At 69.9% G+C, this 15,487-nt stretch carries 11 protein-coding genes; 10 read left to right on the top strand and 1 reads right to left on the bottom strand.

What is annotated here, in order from left to right; all coding sequences use genetic code 11:
- Positions 1 to 18 precede the first annotated feature (18 nt).
- The 10 genes from VK98_RS17655 (at position 19) to VK98_RS17610 (ending at position 14,296) form a co-directional block, all read left to right on the top strand.
- Positions 19 to 2,430, top strand: a complete 2,412-nt coding sequence (locus VK98_RS17655; protein WP_048415270.1) for a type VI secretion system Vgr family protein — start codon at positions 19 to 21, stop codon at positions 2,428 to 2,430.
- Positions 2,430 to 4,646, top strand: coding sequence for a DUF2169 domain-containing protein (locus VK98_RS17650; RefSeq protein WP_197083092.1), 2,217 nt, complete (start codon positions 2,430 to 2,432; stop codon positions 4,644 to 4,646). Before VK98_RS17655 ends, VK98_RS17650 begins: the two co-directional genes overlap by 1 nt.
- Positions 4,643 to 5,722 carry a pentapeptide repeat-containing protein gene (locus tag VK98_RS17645; RefSeq protein WP_048415269.1) on the top strand — a complete coding sequence of 360 codons (1,080 nt, stop codon included), beginning with the start codon at positions 4,643 to 4,645 and terminating at the stop codon, positions 5,720 to 5,722. Before VK98_RS17650 ends, VK98_RS17645 begins: the two co-directional genes overlap by 4 nt.
- Before the next feature lie 8 nt (positions 5,723 to 5,730).
- Entirely contained in the window at positions 5,731 to 6,318 is a 588-nt protein-coding gene (locus VK98_RS17640; RefSeq protein WP_205467867.1) for a DUF3540 domain-containing protein, read from the top strand.
- 11 nt (positions 6,319 to 6,329) lie between these two features.
- On the top strand, positions 6,330 to 6,716 hold the full coding sequence (locus VK98_RS17635) for a DUF4150 domain-containing protein (protein ID WP_048415268.1): 387 nt from the start codon (positions 6,330 to 6,332) through the stop codon (positions 6,714 to 6,716).
- Entirely contained in the window at positions 6,716 to 7,321 is a 606-nt protein-coding gene (locus tag VK98_RS17630) for a type VI secretion lipoprotein TssJ (RefSeq protein ID WP_048415267.1), read from the top strand. Before VK98_RS17635 ends, VK98_RS17630 begins: the two co-directional genes overlap by 1 nt.
- Entirely contained in the window at positions 7,318 to 8,679 is a 1,362-nt protein-coding gene (gene tssK, locus VK98_RS17625; protein WP_048415266.1) for a type VI secretion system baseplate subunit TssK, read from the top strand. Before VK98_RS17630 ends, tssK begins: the two co-directional genes overlap by 4 nt.
- 29 nt (positions 8,680 to 8,708) lie before the next feature.
- Complete coding sequence (gene icmH / locus VK98_RS17620; protein WP_082159111.1) at positions 8,709 to 10,337, top strand: type IVB secretion system protein IcmH/DotU; 1,629 nt, start codon at positions 8,709 to 8,711, stop codon at positions 10,335 to 10,337.
- Entirely contained in the window at positions 10,334 to 13,789 is a 3,456-nt protein-coding gene (tssM, locus tag VK98_RS17615) for a type VI secretion system membrane subunit TssM (protein WP_048415265.1), read from the top strand. Before icmH ends, tssM begins: the two co-directional genes overlap by 4 nt.
- 129 nt (positions 13,790 to 13,918) lie before the next feature.
- Positions 13,919 to 14,296: a DUF6277 family protein gene (locus VK98_RS17610; protein ID WP_197083091.1), complete on the top strand. Its 378-nt coding sequence runs from the start codon at positions 13,919 to 13,921 to the stop codon at positions 14,294 to 14,296.
- A 57-nt stretch (positions 14,297 to 14,353) separates the two neighbouring features.
- On the opposite strand, the gene antC is transcribed toward VK98_RS17610, so the two are convergent.
- Positions 14,354 to 15,376: an anthranilate 1,2-dioxygenase electron transfer component AntC gene (gene antC, locus VK98_RS17605; protein WP_048415264.1), complete on the bottom strand. Its 1,023-nt coding sequence runs from the start codon at positions 15,374 to 15,376 to the stop codon at positions 14,354 to 14,356.
- Positions 15,377 to 15,487: the final 111 nt, after the last annotated feature.

Genomic DNA, 15,487 nt, shown 5'->3' with positions numbered 1-15,487 from the left:
CGGGAAAGGAGGACAGGCATGCGCTTGATCGAATTGCACAGCCCCTTGCTGGACGCCGACAGCGTCGCCTTGAGCTTCAAGGCGGACGAGCGCCTGTCGCAAGAGCCCAGCTACCAGCTCGACATCGCCTGCGCCGATCCGGCGCTGGACCTGGACGGCCTGCTGGGCTCGCAGCTGACGGTGGACATTGACCTGGGCGACGAGGGCGTCCGGCCCTTCCACTGCCAGGTGCTGGGCGGCTACGACAGCGGCCAGACCCAGGACAGCTACACCTATACGCTGGAACTGGGCAGCTGGCTGTCCTTCCTGGCCGAGAACCAGAACTGCCGCGTGTTCCAGCAGCTGACGGTGCCGCAGATCGTCGAGCAGGTCTTCGGCGAGCATCAGCGGCCGGACTTCCGCTTCGAACTGGAACACGCCTACGAGCCGCGAGAATACTGCGTGCAGTTCCTGGAGTCCGACCTCGACTTCGTCAAGCGCCTGCTGGAAGACGAGGGCATTTACTTCTGGATCGAGCATCAGCCGGAGCGCCACGTGGTGGTGCTGTCCGACACCCAGCGCTTCGACGATCTGTCCGCCGGCTACGGCCAGCTGCGCTTCCTGCCGGACGGCGACGAATTCCGCCCGGTGCCGGGCCGCGAAGGCGTGCAGCGGCTGCAACGCACGCGGCGGGTGCGGCCGACCAATGTCGCGCTGCGCGACTTCGACTACCACGCGCCGTCCAACCGGCTGGACAGCGACGCCCAGGAAACCCAGGCCAGCCTGGACGGCATCCGGCTGGAGCATTACGACTACGGCGCCGGCTACAGCGACCAGGCCGGCGGCGACCGGCTGGCGCGGCTGCGGCTGGAGGCCTTGCAGGCGGATTCCCACCAACTGACCGGCACCGCCAACGCCCGCGGCCTGGCCACCGGCGGCGCCTTCACGCTGGACGGCCATCCGGACGCGGCGCGCAACCGCCGCTACTACGTGGCCGCCAGCCAGCTGACCTTCTTGCAGGACGGGCCGGACAGCAGCGGGCAGGGCCGCAATGTGATGGTCGTGTTCCGCGCGATGCGGGACGACCGGCCGTTCCGGCCGCTGCGGCTGACGCCCAAGCCGGTTCTGCCCGGCATCCAGAGCGCGACGGTGGTGGGGCCGGTGAACGCGGAGGTGCACACCGACAAGCTGGGCCGCATCCGCGTGCACTTCCACTGGGACCGTTACAAGACCCAGGAGGAGGACGCCTCGTGCTGGATCCGGGTGTCTCAGGCCTGGGCCGGCAAGGGTTGGGGCGTGCTGGCGATGCCGCGGGTGGGCCAGGAAGTGCTGGTCACCTATGTCGATGGCGATCTGGACCGGCCCATGGTCACCGGCATCGTCTACAACGGCGACAACCCGACGCCTTACGACTTGCCGAAAGACATCCGCTACACCGGCCTGGTCACGCGTTCCTTGAAGCAGGGCCGTTACAGCAACGCCAGCCAGATCACTTTCGACGACCAGCGCGGCGCCGAGCGGGTGATGGTGCACGCCGAGCGCGACATGCAGCAGACCACCGAGCGCAACAGCTCGGAGGCGGTAGGGCAGGATAAAAACATATCGGTGGAAGGTACTTCGACTTCGGTCACCGGCGCGTCGATCAGTTACACCGGCGTATCGGTGTCCTTTACCGGCCTGTCGGCCAGCTTCACAGGGGTGGATACCAGCTTTACCGGTCTGTCCACCAGCTTCACCGGGGTATCGACCAGCTTTACCGGTGTCTCCACTGGCTTCACCGGGGTATCCACCGGCTTTACCGGCGTGTCCACCAGCTTCACTGGCGTGGATACCAGTTTCACCGGGGTGTCCACCAGCTTTACCGGCGTGTCCACCAGCCTGACCGGCACCAGCACTTCGGTGACCGGCACCTCGCAGGGCATGACCGGCATTTCTTGCTCGATGACCGGCACCAGCGTGTCGGCCACCGGCATGTCGCAAAGCATGACCGGAGTGTCCTCGTCCTACACCGGCACGGACAGCAGCGTCACCGGCAATAGTTGCTCGGTCACCGGCAGCTCCAAGAGTGTGACCGGCACCTCGATGTCGGACACCGGCACCTCGATCAGCGTGACTGGCACCGATATGTCGACCACCGGCAGCGCCACCAGCGTGACCGGCAGCAAGATGTCCACCACCGGGGCCGATGTCAGCGTCACCGGCTGCTCGGCGTCCACTACCGGCGTATCGGTGTCCTTGACAGGCAGCGACACCTCGCTGACCGGTTCCGAAACCAAGGCGGTGGGTAGCAGCATGTCATCCACCGGTTCCAGCCTCAGTTCGGTGGGCTCGGAAGTCAGCAGCAAGGGCTTCAGCAGCTCCACCACCGGATTCGATTATTCCTGCACCGGCGCGTCCTACTCGGACACCGGCGTGGATCTGAAAAAAGTCGGCATGGAGGTCAAAAGCTGATGCCCTTGCGTCATATCAAACCCCAGGCGGCGCTCGTGTCCTCGTCGCGCACCCAGATCGGCGCTCAAGCCATGTTGCGCGTCGGCGTCGGCATCGGCTTCCGCCTGAGCGATCCCTTCATCCTGGCGCACGAGGCCGCGTGCTGGGAGGCGATCAAGGCCGCGGACCCGGCGCTGCCGCTGTTCGAACCGGCGATGCCCAAGCTGCGCGCGGAATGGCTGCTGCTGGGCAGCGCGCATTATCGCGGGCCGGCGGCCGGCGCCGGCGCGCTGGACTGGCTGGCCGAAGCCGAGCTGGGCGGCGTGCGCAAGATCGCCAGCTGCCGGGCGCGGCCGCGGCTGGACGGCGGCCGCGCCGAGGCCAGCCTGGCGCTGGACCCGCGCCAGGCCGCCGCCGGCCTGCAAGGCGAAAACCCTTTCGGCCAGCGCCACGCGGCGCCGCCCTTGCAGCGGGTCCGCGGTTTGAGCGTGAGCCCGGCGCCGCTGGCGGCGATGGGGCCGCTGGGCAGCGATTGGCCGGAGCGCCGCCAATGGCAGCCGCGCTTCGCCGGCTCGCCGCAGGCGATGGCGGACGACGGCAGCCATATGGGCTGGCCGGCGGCCACCGACCTGCGTTTTTTCCAGCAGGCGGCGCCGGATCAATGGTCGGATCAGGCGTGCTGGCCGGAGCAAGCGCCGTATCTGCTCAATGGTTTTCACGGCGGCGAGATCCAGGGCCGGCTGCCGGCCTTGCGGCCGCTGTTGCTGGCCGGTCGCGGCGACGGCCCGCTGGACGAGCGGCCGGAACTGGCGCTGCAGACGGTGTGGCTGCTGCCGGACGCGGACCTGGGCGTGATGTGGTGGAACGGCTTCCTGCCCTTGGACTATGTGCTGGACGACGGCGTAGGCCGGCTGGCGCTGGGTTTCAAGGACGCCGCCGAAGCGGAGCGGCCGGAGGCGCTGGTCGCCTTCGCCGAACGCCGCGCGCGGCTGGACGACCAGGACCCGCTGCTGCTGGCCGATCACGCGCTGATGCCGGACCCGGCGCGCGGCTGGGTCTGGGAACAGATACTCGATTCCGCCGACCACCCGCGCTTCGCGCCGCCGCCGCGCGATCGCGCCGAAATCCGCGCGCGGCTGGAGCGGAGCCACGAGGACTTGCGCGAGGCGCAGGCGGCGCAGACTCGGCTGCAGTCCTTCGTCCGCGCCAATGAAAACGCCTTGGCCGGCCTGCCGCAAGCGGCGTCCGACGGCGAGGACTGGCGCGCGCGGCTGCAAAGCGAGCGCGGCCCCTGGAGCGAGCTGACCATACGCGACGCCGATCTGAGCGGCCTGGTCTTCGACGGCCGCGAGCTGAGCCAGATCCGTTTCGAGCGCTGCAAGCTGGACCACGGCCGCTGGCGGCAATGCCGGCTGGAGCAGGTGCAGTTCGTCGATTGCTCGCTGGCCGGCACCGTGCTGGACGCGGTGCGCTGGAGCGGCGGCGGCCTGAACCGCTGCAATCTGGGCGCCAGCGTCTGGAACGGCGTGGAACTGGCGCAGCTGGGCATAGAGGATTGCCGGCTGGACGACATCGCGGTCAACGGCGGCGCCTGGCGCGCGGTCACGGTGCAGGGCGAGGGCGGCGCCGGCGGCTGGGTAGGCCAGCTGCGCTGGGACCAGGTCAACTGGTGCCGGGTGCGCGCCGAGGACTGGCGCTTCACCGGGGTGCAGGCCGACGGCCTGGGCCTGGTGGAATGCCAGCTGCCGCGCAGCGGCTGGCGGCAGTGCCGGCTGCTGAAGTTCAGCGCGCTGGACACCGATTTGTCCGCCAGCGTCTGGCAGCGCTGCCAGCAGCGCTTCGGCGTGATGTCGCACGGCAGCTCGCTGCGCCAGGCGCGGCTGGAGGATTGCGAGCTGCTGTCTTGCAGCTGGCAGGAACTGGACGCGGCTCAGCTGCGGATCGAGCACTGCGCCTGCCCGCAGCTGCACGCGCAAAGGCTGAGCGCGCCGGACTCGCTGTGGCGGGGCTGCGCGCTGGACGGCCTCAACGCCACCCACGCCGAGCTGTCGCGCGCGCGCTTCGAAGCCTGCGCCTTGAAGGACGCGCTGTTCTACGGCGCGACCTTGAGCGACAGCCGGATGGAGGGCTGCAATCTGATCGACGCCAAAACCGCCTGGATGCGGCCGCCGGCCGGCGGCGGCTGGCGCGGCAATCTGGAAACCGGCCGCCAGGACTGGCCGAGGAGGGCGCAATGAGCGCGGCGCGGGAGGACTCGCTGCGCGAGCTGGCCGGGCAACTGCCCGCCGTGGTGGAGGGCCGCCACTTCGACGCGCCGCCGGCGGCGACGCTGAGCCGCACCGTCTACATCGACTGCCGTTTCGAGCGCGTGCACTGGCGACAGTGCCGTTTCGAAGAGACGCGCTTCGTCAATTGCCGCTTCGAGGCCAACCGTTTCGAACGCTGCGTCTGGCGCGAAATGGGTTGCGCCGACAGTCAGTTCGTCGACTGCGTCTGGGAGGAGTGCGAACTGGAGCGGGTGGGCTGGCAGCGGGTGAGCGCGTCCGGGGCTGAGTGGCGCGGCGGCCGGCAGCGGGACTTTTCCTGCGTGGAGCTGGACGCCGCCGGCTGGCGCTTGAGCGAGGTTCACAGCGCTCACGGTTCCTTCGTCGACTGCCGCTTGCGGGAGTGGCAGCTGCAGGGCGGGCGCTGGTCCGACTGCGCCTGGATCCGCAACCAGCTGGACGGCTTCAGCGTGGAAGGCGCCCAGCTGCACAACTTCATCCACGGCCAGAGCCAGGCCCGGCGCGTGGCGCTGAGCGCCTGCCGCGGCCTGAACGCGCGCTGGATAGATTGCGAACTGGAGCATATGGCGCTGGACCACTGCGAGCTGCGGCAGGCGGCCTGGTCGCACAGCGTCTGGAACGGCGGCGCCATCCGCGCCAGCCGGCTCGCCGGCGCCAGTTTCGACCAGGCGCGGCTGCGGCGGGTGCAGGCGCGCGAGACCGATCTGGAACAGGCCATGTTCGACGGCGCGCGGCTGGAGGATTGCGCCTTCGAGCAATTGAACGCGCCGCGGCTGTCGCTGCGGCAGGCGCGGCTGGAACAGGTCAATCTGTCCGGCGCCAATCTGCGCGGGCTGGACGCCAGCGGCGCCGCGCTGCAGTCGGTGAAGCTGTCCGGCTGCGATTGCCGCGGCGGCAGGCTGATAGGCCAGCCGCGCGGCGCATGGAGCGCGGCGGACACCGCCGGCGCGCTGTTCGACGATAGCAAACTTGAGCAAGACCGGGCCTGGCGGCAACAGGCGCAGCCCGGACCTAGAGGAGCCGCATGATGACATGGATGCAAGAGAGCGCCCTGGCCTGGGCGGAAACCCCGGCCGAATCCGATCCGGTGCTGCGCGCGCTGCGCGTGGGCGCGAAAACCCCGCGCCCCAGCCAGGAATGGCTGCCGGCGAGGGTGTGCGCGCAAGGCGAGGGGGAAGGCGAATGGCTGGTCCGCCTGCCGTCCGGCGCGCTGCGCCGGGCGCGCGCCGCCTTCAGCTGCCTGGTGCGGCCGCAGCGCGGCGACCTGGTGCAGCTGGCGGCGGCGGACGAAGCGTGCTGGGTGCTGGCCATTCTGGAGCGGCCGCAGCCGGCCGGCGTCTGCCGGCTGGAGTTGGGCGCGGCCAGCGTGCAGCTGCACGCCGCGGAATTGCATCTGTGCGCCGACGGCGAACTGAGCCTGAGCGGCCGGCAGCTCAACAGCCGCGCCCAGGCCATCTCCACCGCGGCGGAGGAGCGGCAGACCCATATCGGCGGCACCGACGCCGCGCACAGCGGCAGCCTGCTGTTGCACGCGGACCGCCACATGGGGCTGCACGCCAAGAGCACGGCGCTGAGTTCAGCTTCGCTGTTGAAGCTGGACGCCGGCCAGATCCACGTAGCTTGAGGAGAAACGCGATGTTCGCCAATTGTTCCGCCGGCGGCATGGCCCTGGCGGCCTCCGATGTCTGCAAGACCCCGCCGCTGGGGATTCCGTCCACCTACGCCAATACCGCCAACAAGCCGGAGGCGGTGCCGAACGTGCCGACCATCATTTACGCCGGCGGCCCGGTGCACAACCTCAACACCATCATTCCGATGACCCACGGCGACGAGGGCGGTTCGATGGGCGGGGTGGCCTCCGGCACGGTGGCGGCGTTGTCCCGCCATGTGACCGGCTCCGGCAAGGTGCTGATCCAGGGCGCGCCGCAGACGCGGCTGACCGACACCAATCTGCCCAATAACCAGAACACCGCCGGGCAGACGGTGGCGCCTTCCCAGACCATCACCATGACCTTGAGCTAATGACGTCCTTTCCCTTTGTCCGGCGCGCGCTGCTGCTGTGCGCGCTGGCCGGCCTGGCAGGCTGCTCCTCGCTGTTCTCCTCGCGCGGCGACGAGGGACCGCGCCAGCTGCACGTGACCCTGGTGGGCGGCGGCCAGCTCAACAACAGCGGCGGCGGCCCGCGGCCGGTGCAGGTCTGCCTGTACGTGGTGCGCGAGGCCAACTGGCTGCCGCCTGCCGGGCTGGAAGATTCCAGCTGCGCCCAGCGCGGCCGCGAGGTGGCGGCCGAATCCCGCCACGTGGTGGCGCCCAACCAGGTGCAGCAAGTGCTGCTGCCGGCCTCCGGCTCGGACCCGGTCTGGCTGTTGGCGGACGCGGACTTCGCCAGCAAGCCGCCCGGTTACGCGCCGCTGCGTCTTCGGGTTGACGGCCGCCAACTGATCCATCTGGCGGTGCTGCTGGAACGCAACCGCATCACCGACGCGCTGCGGCCCGCCGCCGCGCCGCTGGCGGAAGCCGCAGCGGCGGCGGCCCAGGCCGCGCCGCCTTCGCCGGCCAAACCCGGCCGCAAGCCTTGGCGCAAAACGCGCAAGGCGCCCATCGCCCATCTGGAGGAAAGCCCATGAGCGCTTTGCCGGTAGGACCCGTCGCCTGGAGCGACGGCATGTTGATAGAAACCCAGCATTTTCAGCAGCAGGAACGCCATCTGGCCCATCAGTTCGGCCTGCGGCTGCGCCAGACCTCCAATCACGGCTGGGGCTTTTTCCGGCTGGACGTGGACAGCGACGGCCTGGGCCTGGGCCGGCTGGGCCTGCGCGCCGCCGAAGGCGTGCTGCCGGACGGCACCCCGTTCGCGCTGCCGGCGCACGACCCCTTGCCGGCGCCGCTGGACACCTCGGACGCCCAGGCCGGCGACATCGCCTGCCTGGCGCTGCCGGCCTCCGGTTGCGGCGGCCCGGAAATGGCCTTCGGCGACGCGCCGGCCGCCGCGCGCTACCACGCCGCCGCCACCGAGGTGCCCGACCTCAGCGTGGGCCTGGACGCGCCGGGCTCGCCGCGGCGGCTGACGCTGGAAACCGGCCGCATGATGACGCGGCTGTGCTGGCAATCGCAGCTGCGCGCCGACGAAACCGCCTTGCCCTTCGCTCGGGTGGCCGGGCGCAGCAGCGCGCTGACCCTGCTGCTGGACCCGCGCTTCATCCCGCCGCTGCTGGACAGCCGCGCCCACCAGACGCTGCGCGCGCTGATCGAGGAGCTGCAAAGCACGCTGCAAGTGCGGCTGGCCGGCAGCGCCGGCTTGCGGCTGCTGTCCGCCGGCGGCGGCCTGGCGGACCTGGTGGAGCTGATGCTGCGCCAGGGCATCGCCGAATACCGGATGCGATTGGCCCACCTGGACGCCTTCGACCCGCTGCCGCCGGCCTTGCTGTTCCAGGAGCTGATCGGCCTGCTGGGCCGGCTCAGCGTGCTGCCCGGCGTCGACGAGGCCTTGGCCGAGCGGCAGTTCGCCTATCGGCACGAGGAATTGCAGGCCAGCTTCGAGCCGCTGGCGGCCACCTTGCGCTACGCGCTGGCCAGGGTGATCGAAACCCCGGTGCTGCCGCTGAAGTTCGAAGACCGCGGCGACCAGGTCCACGTCTGCGTGGTGGACCGCCAGTGGAAGCTGCAGAAGATGGTGTTTGCCTTCTCCGCGGCGATGCCGGCGGACAAGCTGCGCCAGTTGCTGCCGCAGCAGGCCAAGCTGGGCGCGGTGGAGCAGATCCAGAAACTGGTGGACCTGCAATTGCCGGGCGCGCGACTGATCCCGGCGCCCAATCCGCCGCGCCAGGTGCCGTACTACGCGCAGAGCGTGTATTTCGAAGTGGAGTCCAGCGACCCGTTCTGGGCGCAGGCCTTCGCCGGCTCGGCGCTGGCGCTGCGCATCGTCGGGGACTTCCAGGACTTGAGGTTCGAGGCCTGGGGGCTGCGCGAAGGCAAGGTCGCCTGATCGAAAGAAAGCAAAGAGAGTGAACCGCGATGAATCTGCTGCATAATTTTTCCTCCATCTTCCGCCGGGCCTCCGCCGCGCACCTGAACAGCGGCATGCTGGAAGGGGCGATGCGCAGCCGGCTGGAAAACCTGCCGCTGCTGATGCCGGGCCAGCAAGTGTCCACGCTGGACGTCGAACCGGAGGCGGACGCGCTGGACGCCTTGCCGCCGGCCCTCCCGCCCGCCGCGCCGCCGACGATGGGCGCGGGCGGGCCGCAGGCCGAGACCGACGACGCGCCGGTGATCTATCAGCGCTCCGGCGCGCGCGGCGGCCTGCTCAAGGCCGGGCTGCAACAGGCGCAATGGGACAATCCCTTCATCTCCCACGCTCTGCCGGCGGTGCTGCAATTGCAGCGGCTGCAGGGCGGGGCAGCGGAAAGCCAGGCGCAGATCCGCGCCCAGCTGGGCCTGGAACTCAAGCTTTACCGCGAACGCCTGGCGGCGTCCGGCTGCGAGTGGCAACAGGCCCAGGACGCCTCCTATCTGCTGTGCACCTACCTGGACGAAGTCTGCAACGACGCGGCGCGCGGCGCCGGCCAGCAACCCTACGACGGCGAGCGCAGCCTGCTGGTGGAGTTCCACGACGACGCCTGGGGCGGGGAGGACGCCTTCGCCGATCTGCAGCGCTGGCTGCGCCACGAACCGTCCCCCGTTCCCTTGCTGGAACTGTACGAGCTGGTGCTGGCCTTGGGCTGGCAAGGCCGCTACCGGGTATTGGAGCGCGGCGAGGCGCTGCTGCAGGATTTGCGCTCGCAGCTGCACGCCGCGATCTGGCGTCAGCGGGAGCCGGAGCCGCTGGGCGCGGAATTGATCGCGCCGCCGCCGCCCCCGCCGCCGCCGGAACCCGAGGCGCCGCCGCGCCAGCGCTGGCTGACGCCGCTGCGCGGCGGCGCCATCGCGCTGGGCGTGGTGGCGCTGGCCTACGGCGCGGCCAATATCAGCCTGGACCTGCTGGGCCGGCCGATACGCGAGGCGCTGGCGGCCTGGACCCCGCCGCTGCGGACCATCAACCTGGCCACCACCTTGCCGCCGCCGTTGCCGCAGCTGCTGTCCGAAGGCTGGCTGGTGGCCTACAAGCACCCGCAGGGCTGGCTGCTGGTTTTCCGCAGCGACGGCGCCTTCGACGTCGGCAAGGCCGAGGTGAGAGCGTCCTTCCAGAAAAACATCGAACGGCTGGGTCAGGCCTTCGCGCCGTGGCCGGGCGATCTGGAGGTGATAGGCCACACCGACCGCCAACCGATACAGACCAGCGTCTTCCCCAGCAATCAGCGCTTGTCCGAGGCGCGCGCGCGCTCGGTGGCGGACACGCTGCGCCAGACCGCGATTCCCGGCGGCGCGCAAGCGCCCGACAATGCGGTGGCGCGCCGCATCGATTCCTCCGGCCGCGGCGACAGCGCGCCGCTGGACGCGGCGCAGACCCCGGCCGCCTATGAGCGCAACCGCCGCGTCGACGTGTTGTGGAAAGTGGCGGACGCCGCCAAGGGCGGCCCGGGCCAGCTGTCCGCTCCCCAGCCGTCCGTCCCCCAGACTCAGGCCCCGCTGGCGCTGGCGCCCGGCGTCGGCATCGGCAACGGGCCCAGCCCGCTGGAGTCCGGCTATAAGGAGCAACAACCATGATTCGGCAAAGCATGCGCATCTTGATCGCGCTGTTGATCGCGCTGGCGATCTGGTGGATAGGCCCGCTGATCTCCATCGGCGTCTACCGGCCGCTGGGCTGGGCGCTGCTGCGGCACGTCCTGGTGGCCGCGGCGCTGATCTGGGGCTTCTGGCCGCAGCTGTGCTGGCTGTGGGGCCGGCTGACCGCCGCGCCGCGCTCCTTCCGCCGCGCGCCCAAGCCGGCGCCCGAGCCTGAACCGGACCCCGGCCCGCCGGACTACGTCAGCGACACCTTGCAGCAACTGGAACGGCAGCTGAGCCGCCGCGGCGGCGCGCCGCTGCCTTGCTATCTGCTCTTGGGCGCCGCCGGCAGCGGCAAAAGCAGCCTGCTGAGCTGGACCCTGCGCGACGGCGCGGAGCCGGCGGCGGCGATAGGGCAGGGTCTGGGCCTGGATTTCCGCCTGTCCTCGGACGCGGTGTGGCTGGACACCCAGGGCCGCTGGAACGTAGGCGAAGGCTACGACCAGGAGGCCGCGGCGGCCTGGGACAAGCTGCTGGCCGGCTTGGCTGCCTTGCGCGACAAAGTCAGCGTCAGCGGCGTGGTGTTGTGCGTGGGCGGCGACGATTTGATCGCGATGGCGTCCAAACGCCGCCAGCAAATGGCCGCCACCTTGCGCCAGCGCCTGCTCAAGCTGCGCGACGGCCTGGGCCGCACCCCCAACGTCTATCTGGCCTTGACCGGGACGGACCGGCTGGACGGCGCGCTGGCGACGCTGAACCAGATGCGGCCGGAGCGCTGGGCGCGCGGCATCGGCTTCCCGCTGCCGCTGGAAGCCGGCGCGGACGCCGCCGGGGCCTGGGCGCCGGCCATGCGCGGCCTGGAACAGCGGGTGCAGCGTCAGGTGCTGTTCGCCGCGCCCTTGGCCGGCGAGGTGGAGGCCAATCACGCCCAGCTGCGCTTCGTCGAGGCGCTGGGCCGGCTGCGGCAGGCCTTGCAGGGCTTGCTGCCGCCCTTGTTCGCCCGCGACGGCGACGAGGACGCCGCCCATTTGCGCGGCCTGTGGCTGGGCTCGGTGGCGGAGGTGGCGGACATCGAGGTCGACGGCCCCGAGCCGGCGACGCGGCCGCTGGGCGAGTTGTGGACGCCCTTGCTGCGCCAGGTGGCGGTGGAACGGCAGCTGATGGAGCAGAACCTGAGCGCGGCCGAGCGCCAGGCGCGGGAGAGGCCGGCGCCGCCCGCGCCGCCGTCGCGCAAGCGCCGGCTGCTGAACGCGCTGCGCTGGGCGGCTTTGCCGGTCTTGGCGCTGGGCTTGCTGGTCTGGGTGGCCTGGGGCTATTTCGCCGAGCGCAACTATCTGGAATACGTCTGGGCCCAGTTCAGCGAGGGCAAGACGCTGGCGCGGGAACAGGCCGGCAGCGCGCCCAGCGCCGGATCGCCGCTGCTGGCGGTGGCGGCGCAGATGCGCTACGCCCAGGCCCAGGCGGAAAGCGCCGAGCGCGGGATGAGGACCCCGTATTTCGAGCACCGCCGCGTGGCCGAGACCGCCACCGCCACCTATCACCGCCATCTGCAGAAAACGCTGATGCCGGAGCTGTACAACGAGGTGAAGCGCACCTTGCTGGCGCAGACCGAGGGCAGCCCCGGCGACATTTTCCTGACGCTCAAGGTCTATCTGATGCTGTGCCGGCCGCAATACCGCTCCGCCGACGCGGTGGAGCGCTGGATCTCCGGCCGCTGGGAGGCGCTGTCCGAAGGGCAGTACAACGACGAAGACCGGCGCATGCTGATCGCCGACGCGCGCACCCTGATCGCGCTGCCCGGCCTGCCGGCGGCGCCGGAAGACGCCAACCTGGTGCAAACCGCGCGCGCGCGCGCCTCGCAGATTCCGGTGGTGACCCGGGTGCTCAACCATGTGCGGGAGCAGGGCCTGCCGTCGCAGATCCAGGACATCTCGCTGGCGCGCGCGGCCGGCTTCGGCTCGGCGATGAGCTTGCGCATGCGCAACAACGTGCCGGACACCGACAGCGCCGTTTCCGGCTGGTACACCCGCGCCGGCTATGTCGACGCCTTCCTGCCGCGGCTGGAGACCAGCGCCCGCGCCATGCTGGAAGAGCAGAGCTGGGTGCTGCGCAACGAGCCGCTGCGCGGCAACGGCTTTGAAATCGACAGCCTGGTGCAGAAGCTGGCCGACAGCGCCCGCAACCAGTATCTGCAGGATTACATCACCGCCTGGCAAAGCTTCCTGGCCAATGTCAGCGTGCGCTCCGTCACCGGCCTGGACGACGCCGCGCAGCTGGCGGCGTCGATGATGAACTCGCAGTCGCCGCTGGCCAATCTGCTGCGTTTCGCCGGGCGCGAAACCATGCTGACCGGCAACTACGACGGCGGCATGGACAGCTGGATAGACCGCCAGAAGGCGCGGCTGGAGAAAAGCCGCCGTTCGCTGGTGGGCGAAATCAACGGCGAGCGCTACCGCACCACCTTGCTGCCGGAACACGCGGTGGAGGAGCACTTCCAGTCCTTGCGCCAGATCGCCAAGCAATTGGAGAAAAACGACAACAGCGGCGGCAATCCGCTGGCGCGGCTGTTCGATTCGCTGTACCGCCAGCTGGGCCTGGTCAACGGCGCGCTGCAAACCGGCCAGGTGCTGCCGACGCAATACGATGTGTTCACCAAGCTGCGCGGCGACGCCGGCCTGCAGCCGGAGCCGGTGCGCGGCATCATGCTGGACCTGATCAACAACGGCAGCGCCGCCACCTCCAGCCAGACCCAGGCGGTGCTCAACAAGGGCGCGGCCGGCGCCACCCGCAGCGCTTGCGACCAGGGCCTGACCGGCCGCTACCCGTTCCGCCGCGGCGCCGGCGCGGACGCCAGCGTGGAGGGCTTCGAACGGCTGTTCGCGCCGCAGGGGGCGATGGCGGTGTATTTCCGCGAGCATCTGGCCGCCTATGTCGACACCTCGGTCACGCCGTGGAAGGCGCGCAGCGTGGACGGCGGCAAGCAGGCGCTGCTGAGCCCGGAAGTGATAGGCGCTTACGAGAGCGCCAGCCGTATTCGCGACGCGATGCTGGACGACGGCGGCCGCTTGCGGGTGCCCACGGTGTTGCGCTTCCTGGACATGGACCCGCAGCTGGCCGAGGTGCAGCTGGACCTGGCCGGCCAGACCCTGCGCTTCGCCCACGGCGCCACCACGCCGCAGCGCGTCGACTGGAACGGCCAGAGCCAGAAGCTGGCGATACGGCTGCAGATGAAGTCGGTGGACGGCCGCGTCAACACCCTGCAATACGACGGGCCGTGGGCGCTGTTCCGCTTCTTCGACGCCGGCCGCGGCGTGGGCGGCGCCGCGGACCGCCGCGAACGCTTGTACCAGGGCAGCCTGGGTTCGGTACGCATCGAGTGGCAGTCGCTGTCCTCGCCGTCGCCGCTGTGGTCCGGGCTGATCCAGTCTTTCCGTTGCCCGCAAGGCGGCTGACGAAGGTTCAGGGGCCGGCGGCGCCGGCCCCGACAAGATGGATCCCGTTCAGCACAGCAAATTTTGAACGGGCTCCAGGCGGGTTTTCCGCTGTTTGTTTCGTTCCATTACCCACTGAAAGGAAACACCATGACCAAGGCCGCAGAAAACATGATCAACCCGGCGGAAATCCTCAAGGCGTGCAGCGCCGCCCACCAGTACGGCCAGAGCGCCGGCGGTTCCATGGCCGAGCCCTTCATGAACTCGGTGCCGGGCATGAACATCGCCTCCGGCAGCAACGCCAGCAATCTGATAGGCAATGTGCAGGACGTGGGCCGCCAGATGCTGGACCACATGACCGCGATCAAGTCCGCGGTGGACAAGCAGGTGGCGGTGCACCAGGACCAGCAGCGCCGGCAGAAGACCTACGACTTCCAGCCGGACATGTCCGATCTGCGCCCTAGCGACGCCAAAGGCTTCCCCACCGAAATGCCGGAAGCCTTCTTCGCGCCTTTCATGAAGAAATAGGCGCGGCGGACAGGCAAACGTCCGGCGCGCGCGCGTCCTGGCGTTTGCATCGGCCGTTCAAGCGCCGCTGTCGGCGAACTTCTCCAGATACAGCTTCAGATGCTCGCAGCCGTGGCGGCGCAGCCAGTCGCGCATCGCGTCCACCATGGGCGGCGGGCCGCAGAGATAGATGTCGGCAGCCAGCGCGCGCAGCGCGTCCGCGTCCAGATGCTCGGGAATCAGCCCGCGCTTGCCGCTCCAGCTCTCGCCCGGCGTCATTACCACCGGATGCCAGGCAAAACCGGGCAGCCGTTCGGCCAGGCCGCGCAGGCGCGGCAGCTCGCACAGATCGCCTTCGCGGTTGACGCCGTAGTACAGCGTCACCGGCTGGCCGCAGCCGCCTTGCTCGGCCAATTGTTCCAGCATGCCGAGAAAGGCGGACAGGCCGGTGCCGCCGGCCAGCATCAGCACCGGTTTGTCGATGTGGCGCAGATAGAAGCTGCCCAGCGGCGCTTCCAGTTCGATGCGGTCGCCGGCCCGCCAGCCGTTGCGCAGATAATTGCTCATCGCGCCGTCCGGCAGCAGCCGCACCAGGAAGCGCAACTGCTTGTCTCCCGAAGGCGCGTGGGCGAAGGAGTAGGCGCGCCACTGCTCGCCGCCGGGCACCCGCAGCCGCGCATACTGGCCGGGCAGGAAGGACAAGGCGCTCTCGGCGGCGGAGGCGTCCAGGCACAGCACGGCGCAGCTGTCCGACACCGGCTCCACCCGGCTGACCACGGCGGCGAGGCGGGCGGCCGGCGCGCCGCGGCACAGGCTGGAGTCGAAGTCGAAGGAAAAGGCGGCGTCGGACAGCACTCGGGTCTGGCAGGACAGGACGGCGCGCTCCGCCAGCTCCGCCGCGGACAGCGCCTCGGAGTCGACATAGTCCTGGCTGTAGTCGCCGCGGTCGCAACGGCCGCGGCAGGTGGCGCACACGCCTTCTCGGCAATCCATCGGGATCTTGATGCCCTGGCGCAGCGCGGCGTCCAGCAGCCGCTCCCCCGGCTGCGCCTCCAGGAACAGGGTGCGGCCGTCGAGAAAATTCAAAGCCACTTGATGCATGTCGGCGCTTTCAGGTTTGGAGCCTGTTTACGATCTGCTGCGCGTCGGCGGGACGAGTAGAAAGGGGCGTTAAAAACAAACTCAAAATGCTCATGTACCGTATGTACACGC

The sequence above is a fragment of the Chromobacterium sp. LK11 genome (assembly GCF_001043705.1).
Lineage (GTDB): Bacteria > Pseudomonadota > Gammaproteobacteria > Burkholderiales > Chromobacteriaceae > Chromobacterium > Chromobacterium alkanivorans.
The sequence above is the reverse complement of the archived record's forward strand: the minus strand, read 5'-3'. Positions and strand labels throughout refer to the sequence as shown.

Coding starts and splice junctions, on each gene's coding strand:
- VK98_RS17610 (WP_197083091.1), top strand. CDS start 13,919: ATGACCAAGGCCGCAGAAAACATGATCAACCCGGCGGAAATCCTCAAG.
- tssM (WP_048415265.1), top strand. CDS start 10,334: ATGATTCGGCAAAGCATGCGCATCTTGATCGCGCTGTTGATCGCGCTG.
- VK98_RS17645 (WP_048415269.1), top strand. CDS start 4,643: ATGAGCGCGGCGCGGGAGGACTCGCTGCGCGAGCTGGCCGGGCAACTG.
- VK98_RS17630 (WP_048415267.1), top strand. CDS start 6,716: ATGACGTCCTTTCCCTTTGTCCGGCGCGCGCTGCTGCTGTGCGCGCTG.
- VK98_RS17635 (WP_048415268.1), top strand. CDS start 6,330: ATGTTCGCCAATTGTTCCGCCGGCGGCATGGCCCTGGCGGCCTCCGAT.
- tssK (WP_048415266.1), top strand. CDS start 7,318: ATGAGCGCTTTGCCGGTAGGACCCGTCGCCTGGAGCGACGGCATGTTG.
- antC (WP_048415264.1), bottom strand. CDS start 15,376: ATGCATCAAGTGGCTTTGAATTTTCTCGACGGCCGCACCCTGTTCCTG.
- VK98_RS17640 (WP_205467867.1), top strand. CDS start 5,731: ATGCAAGAGAGCGCCCTGGCCTGGGCGGAAACCCCGGCCGAATCCGAT.
- VK98_RS17650 (WP_197083092.1), top strand. CDS start 2,430: ATGCCCTTGCGTCATATCAAACCCCAGGCGGCGCTCGTGTCCTCGTCG.
- icmH (WP_082159111.1), top strand. CDS start 8,709: ATGAATCTGCTGCATAATTTTTCCTCCATCTTCCGCCGGGCCTCCGCC.
- VK98_RS17655 (WP_048415270.1), top strand. CDS start 19: ATGCGCTTGATCGAATTGCACAGCCCCTTGCTGGACGCCGACAGCGTC.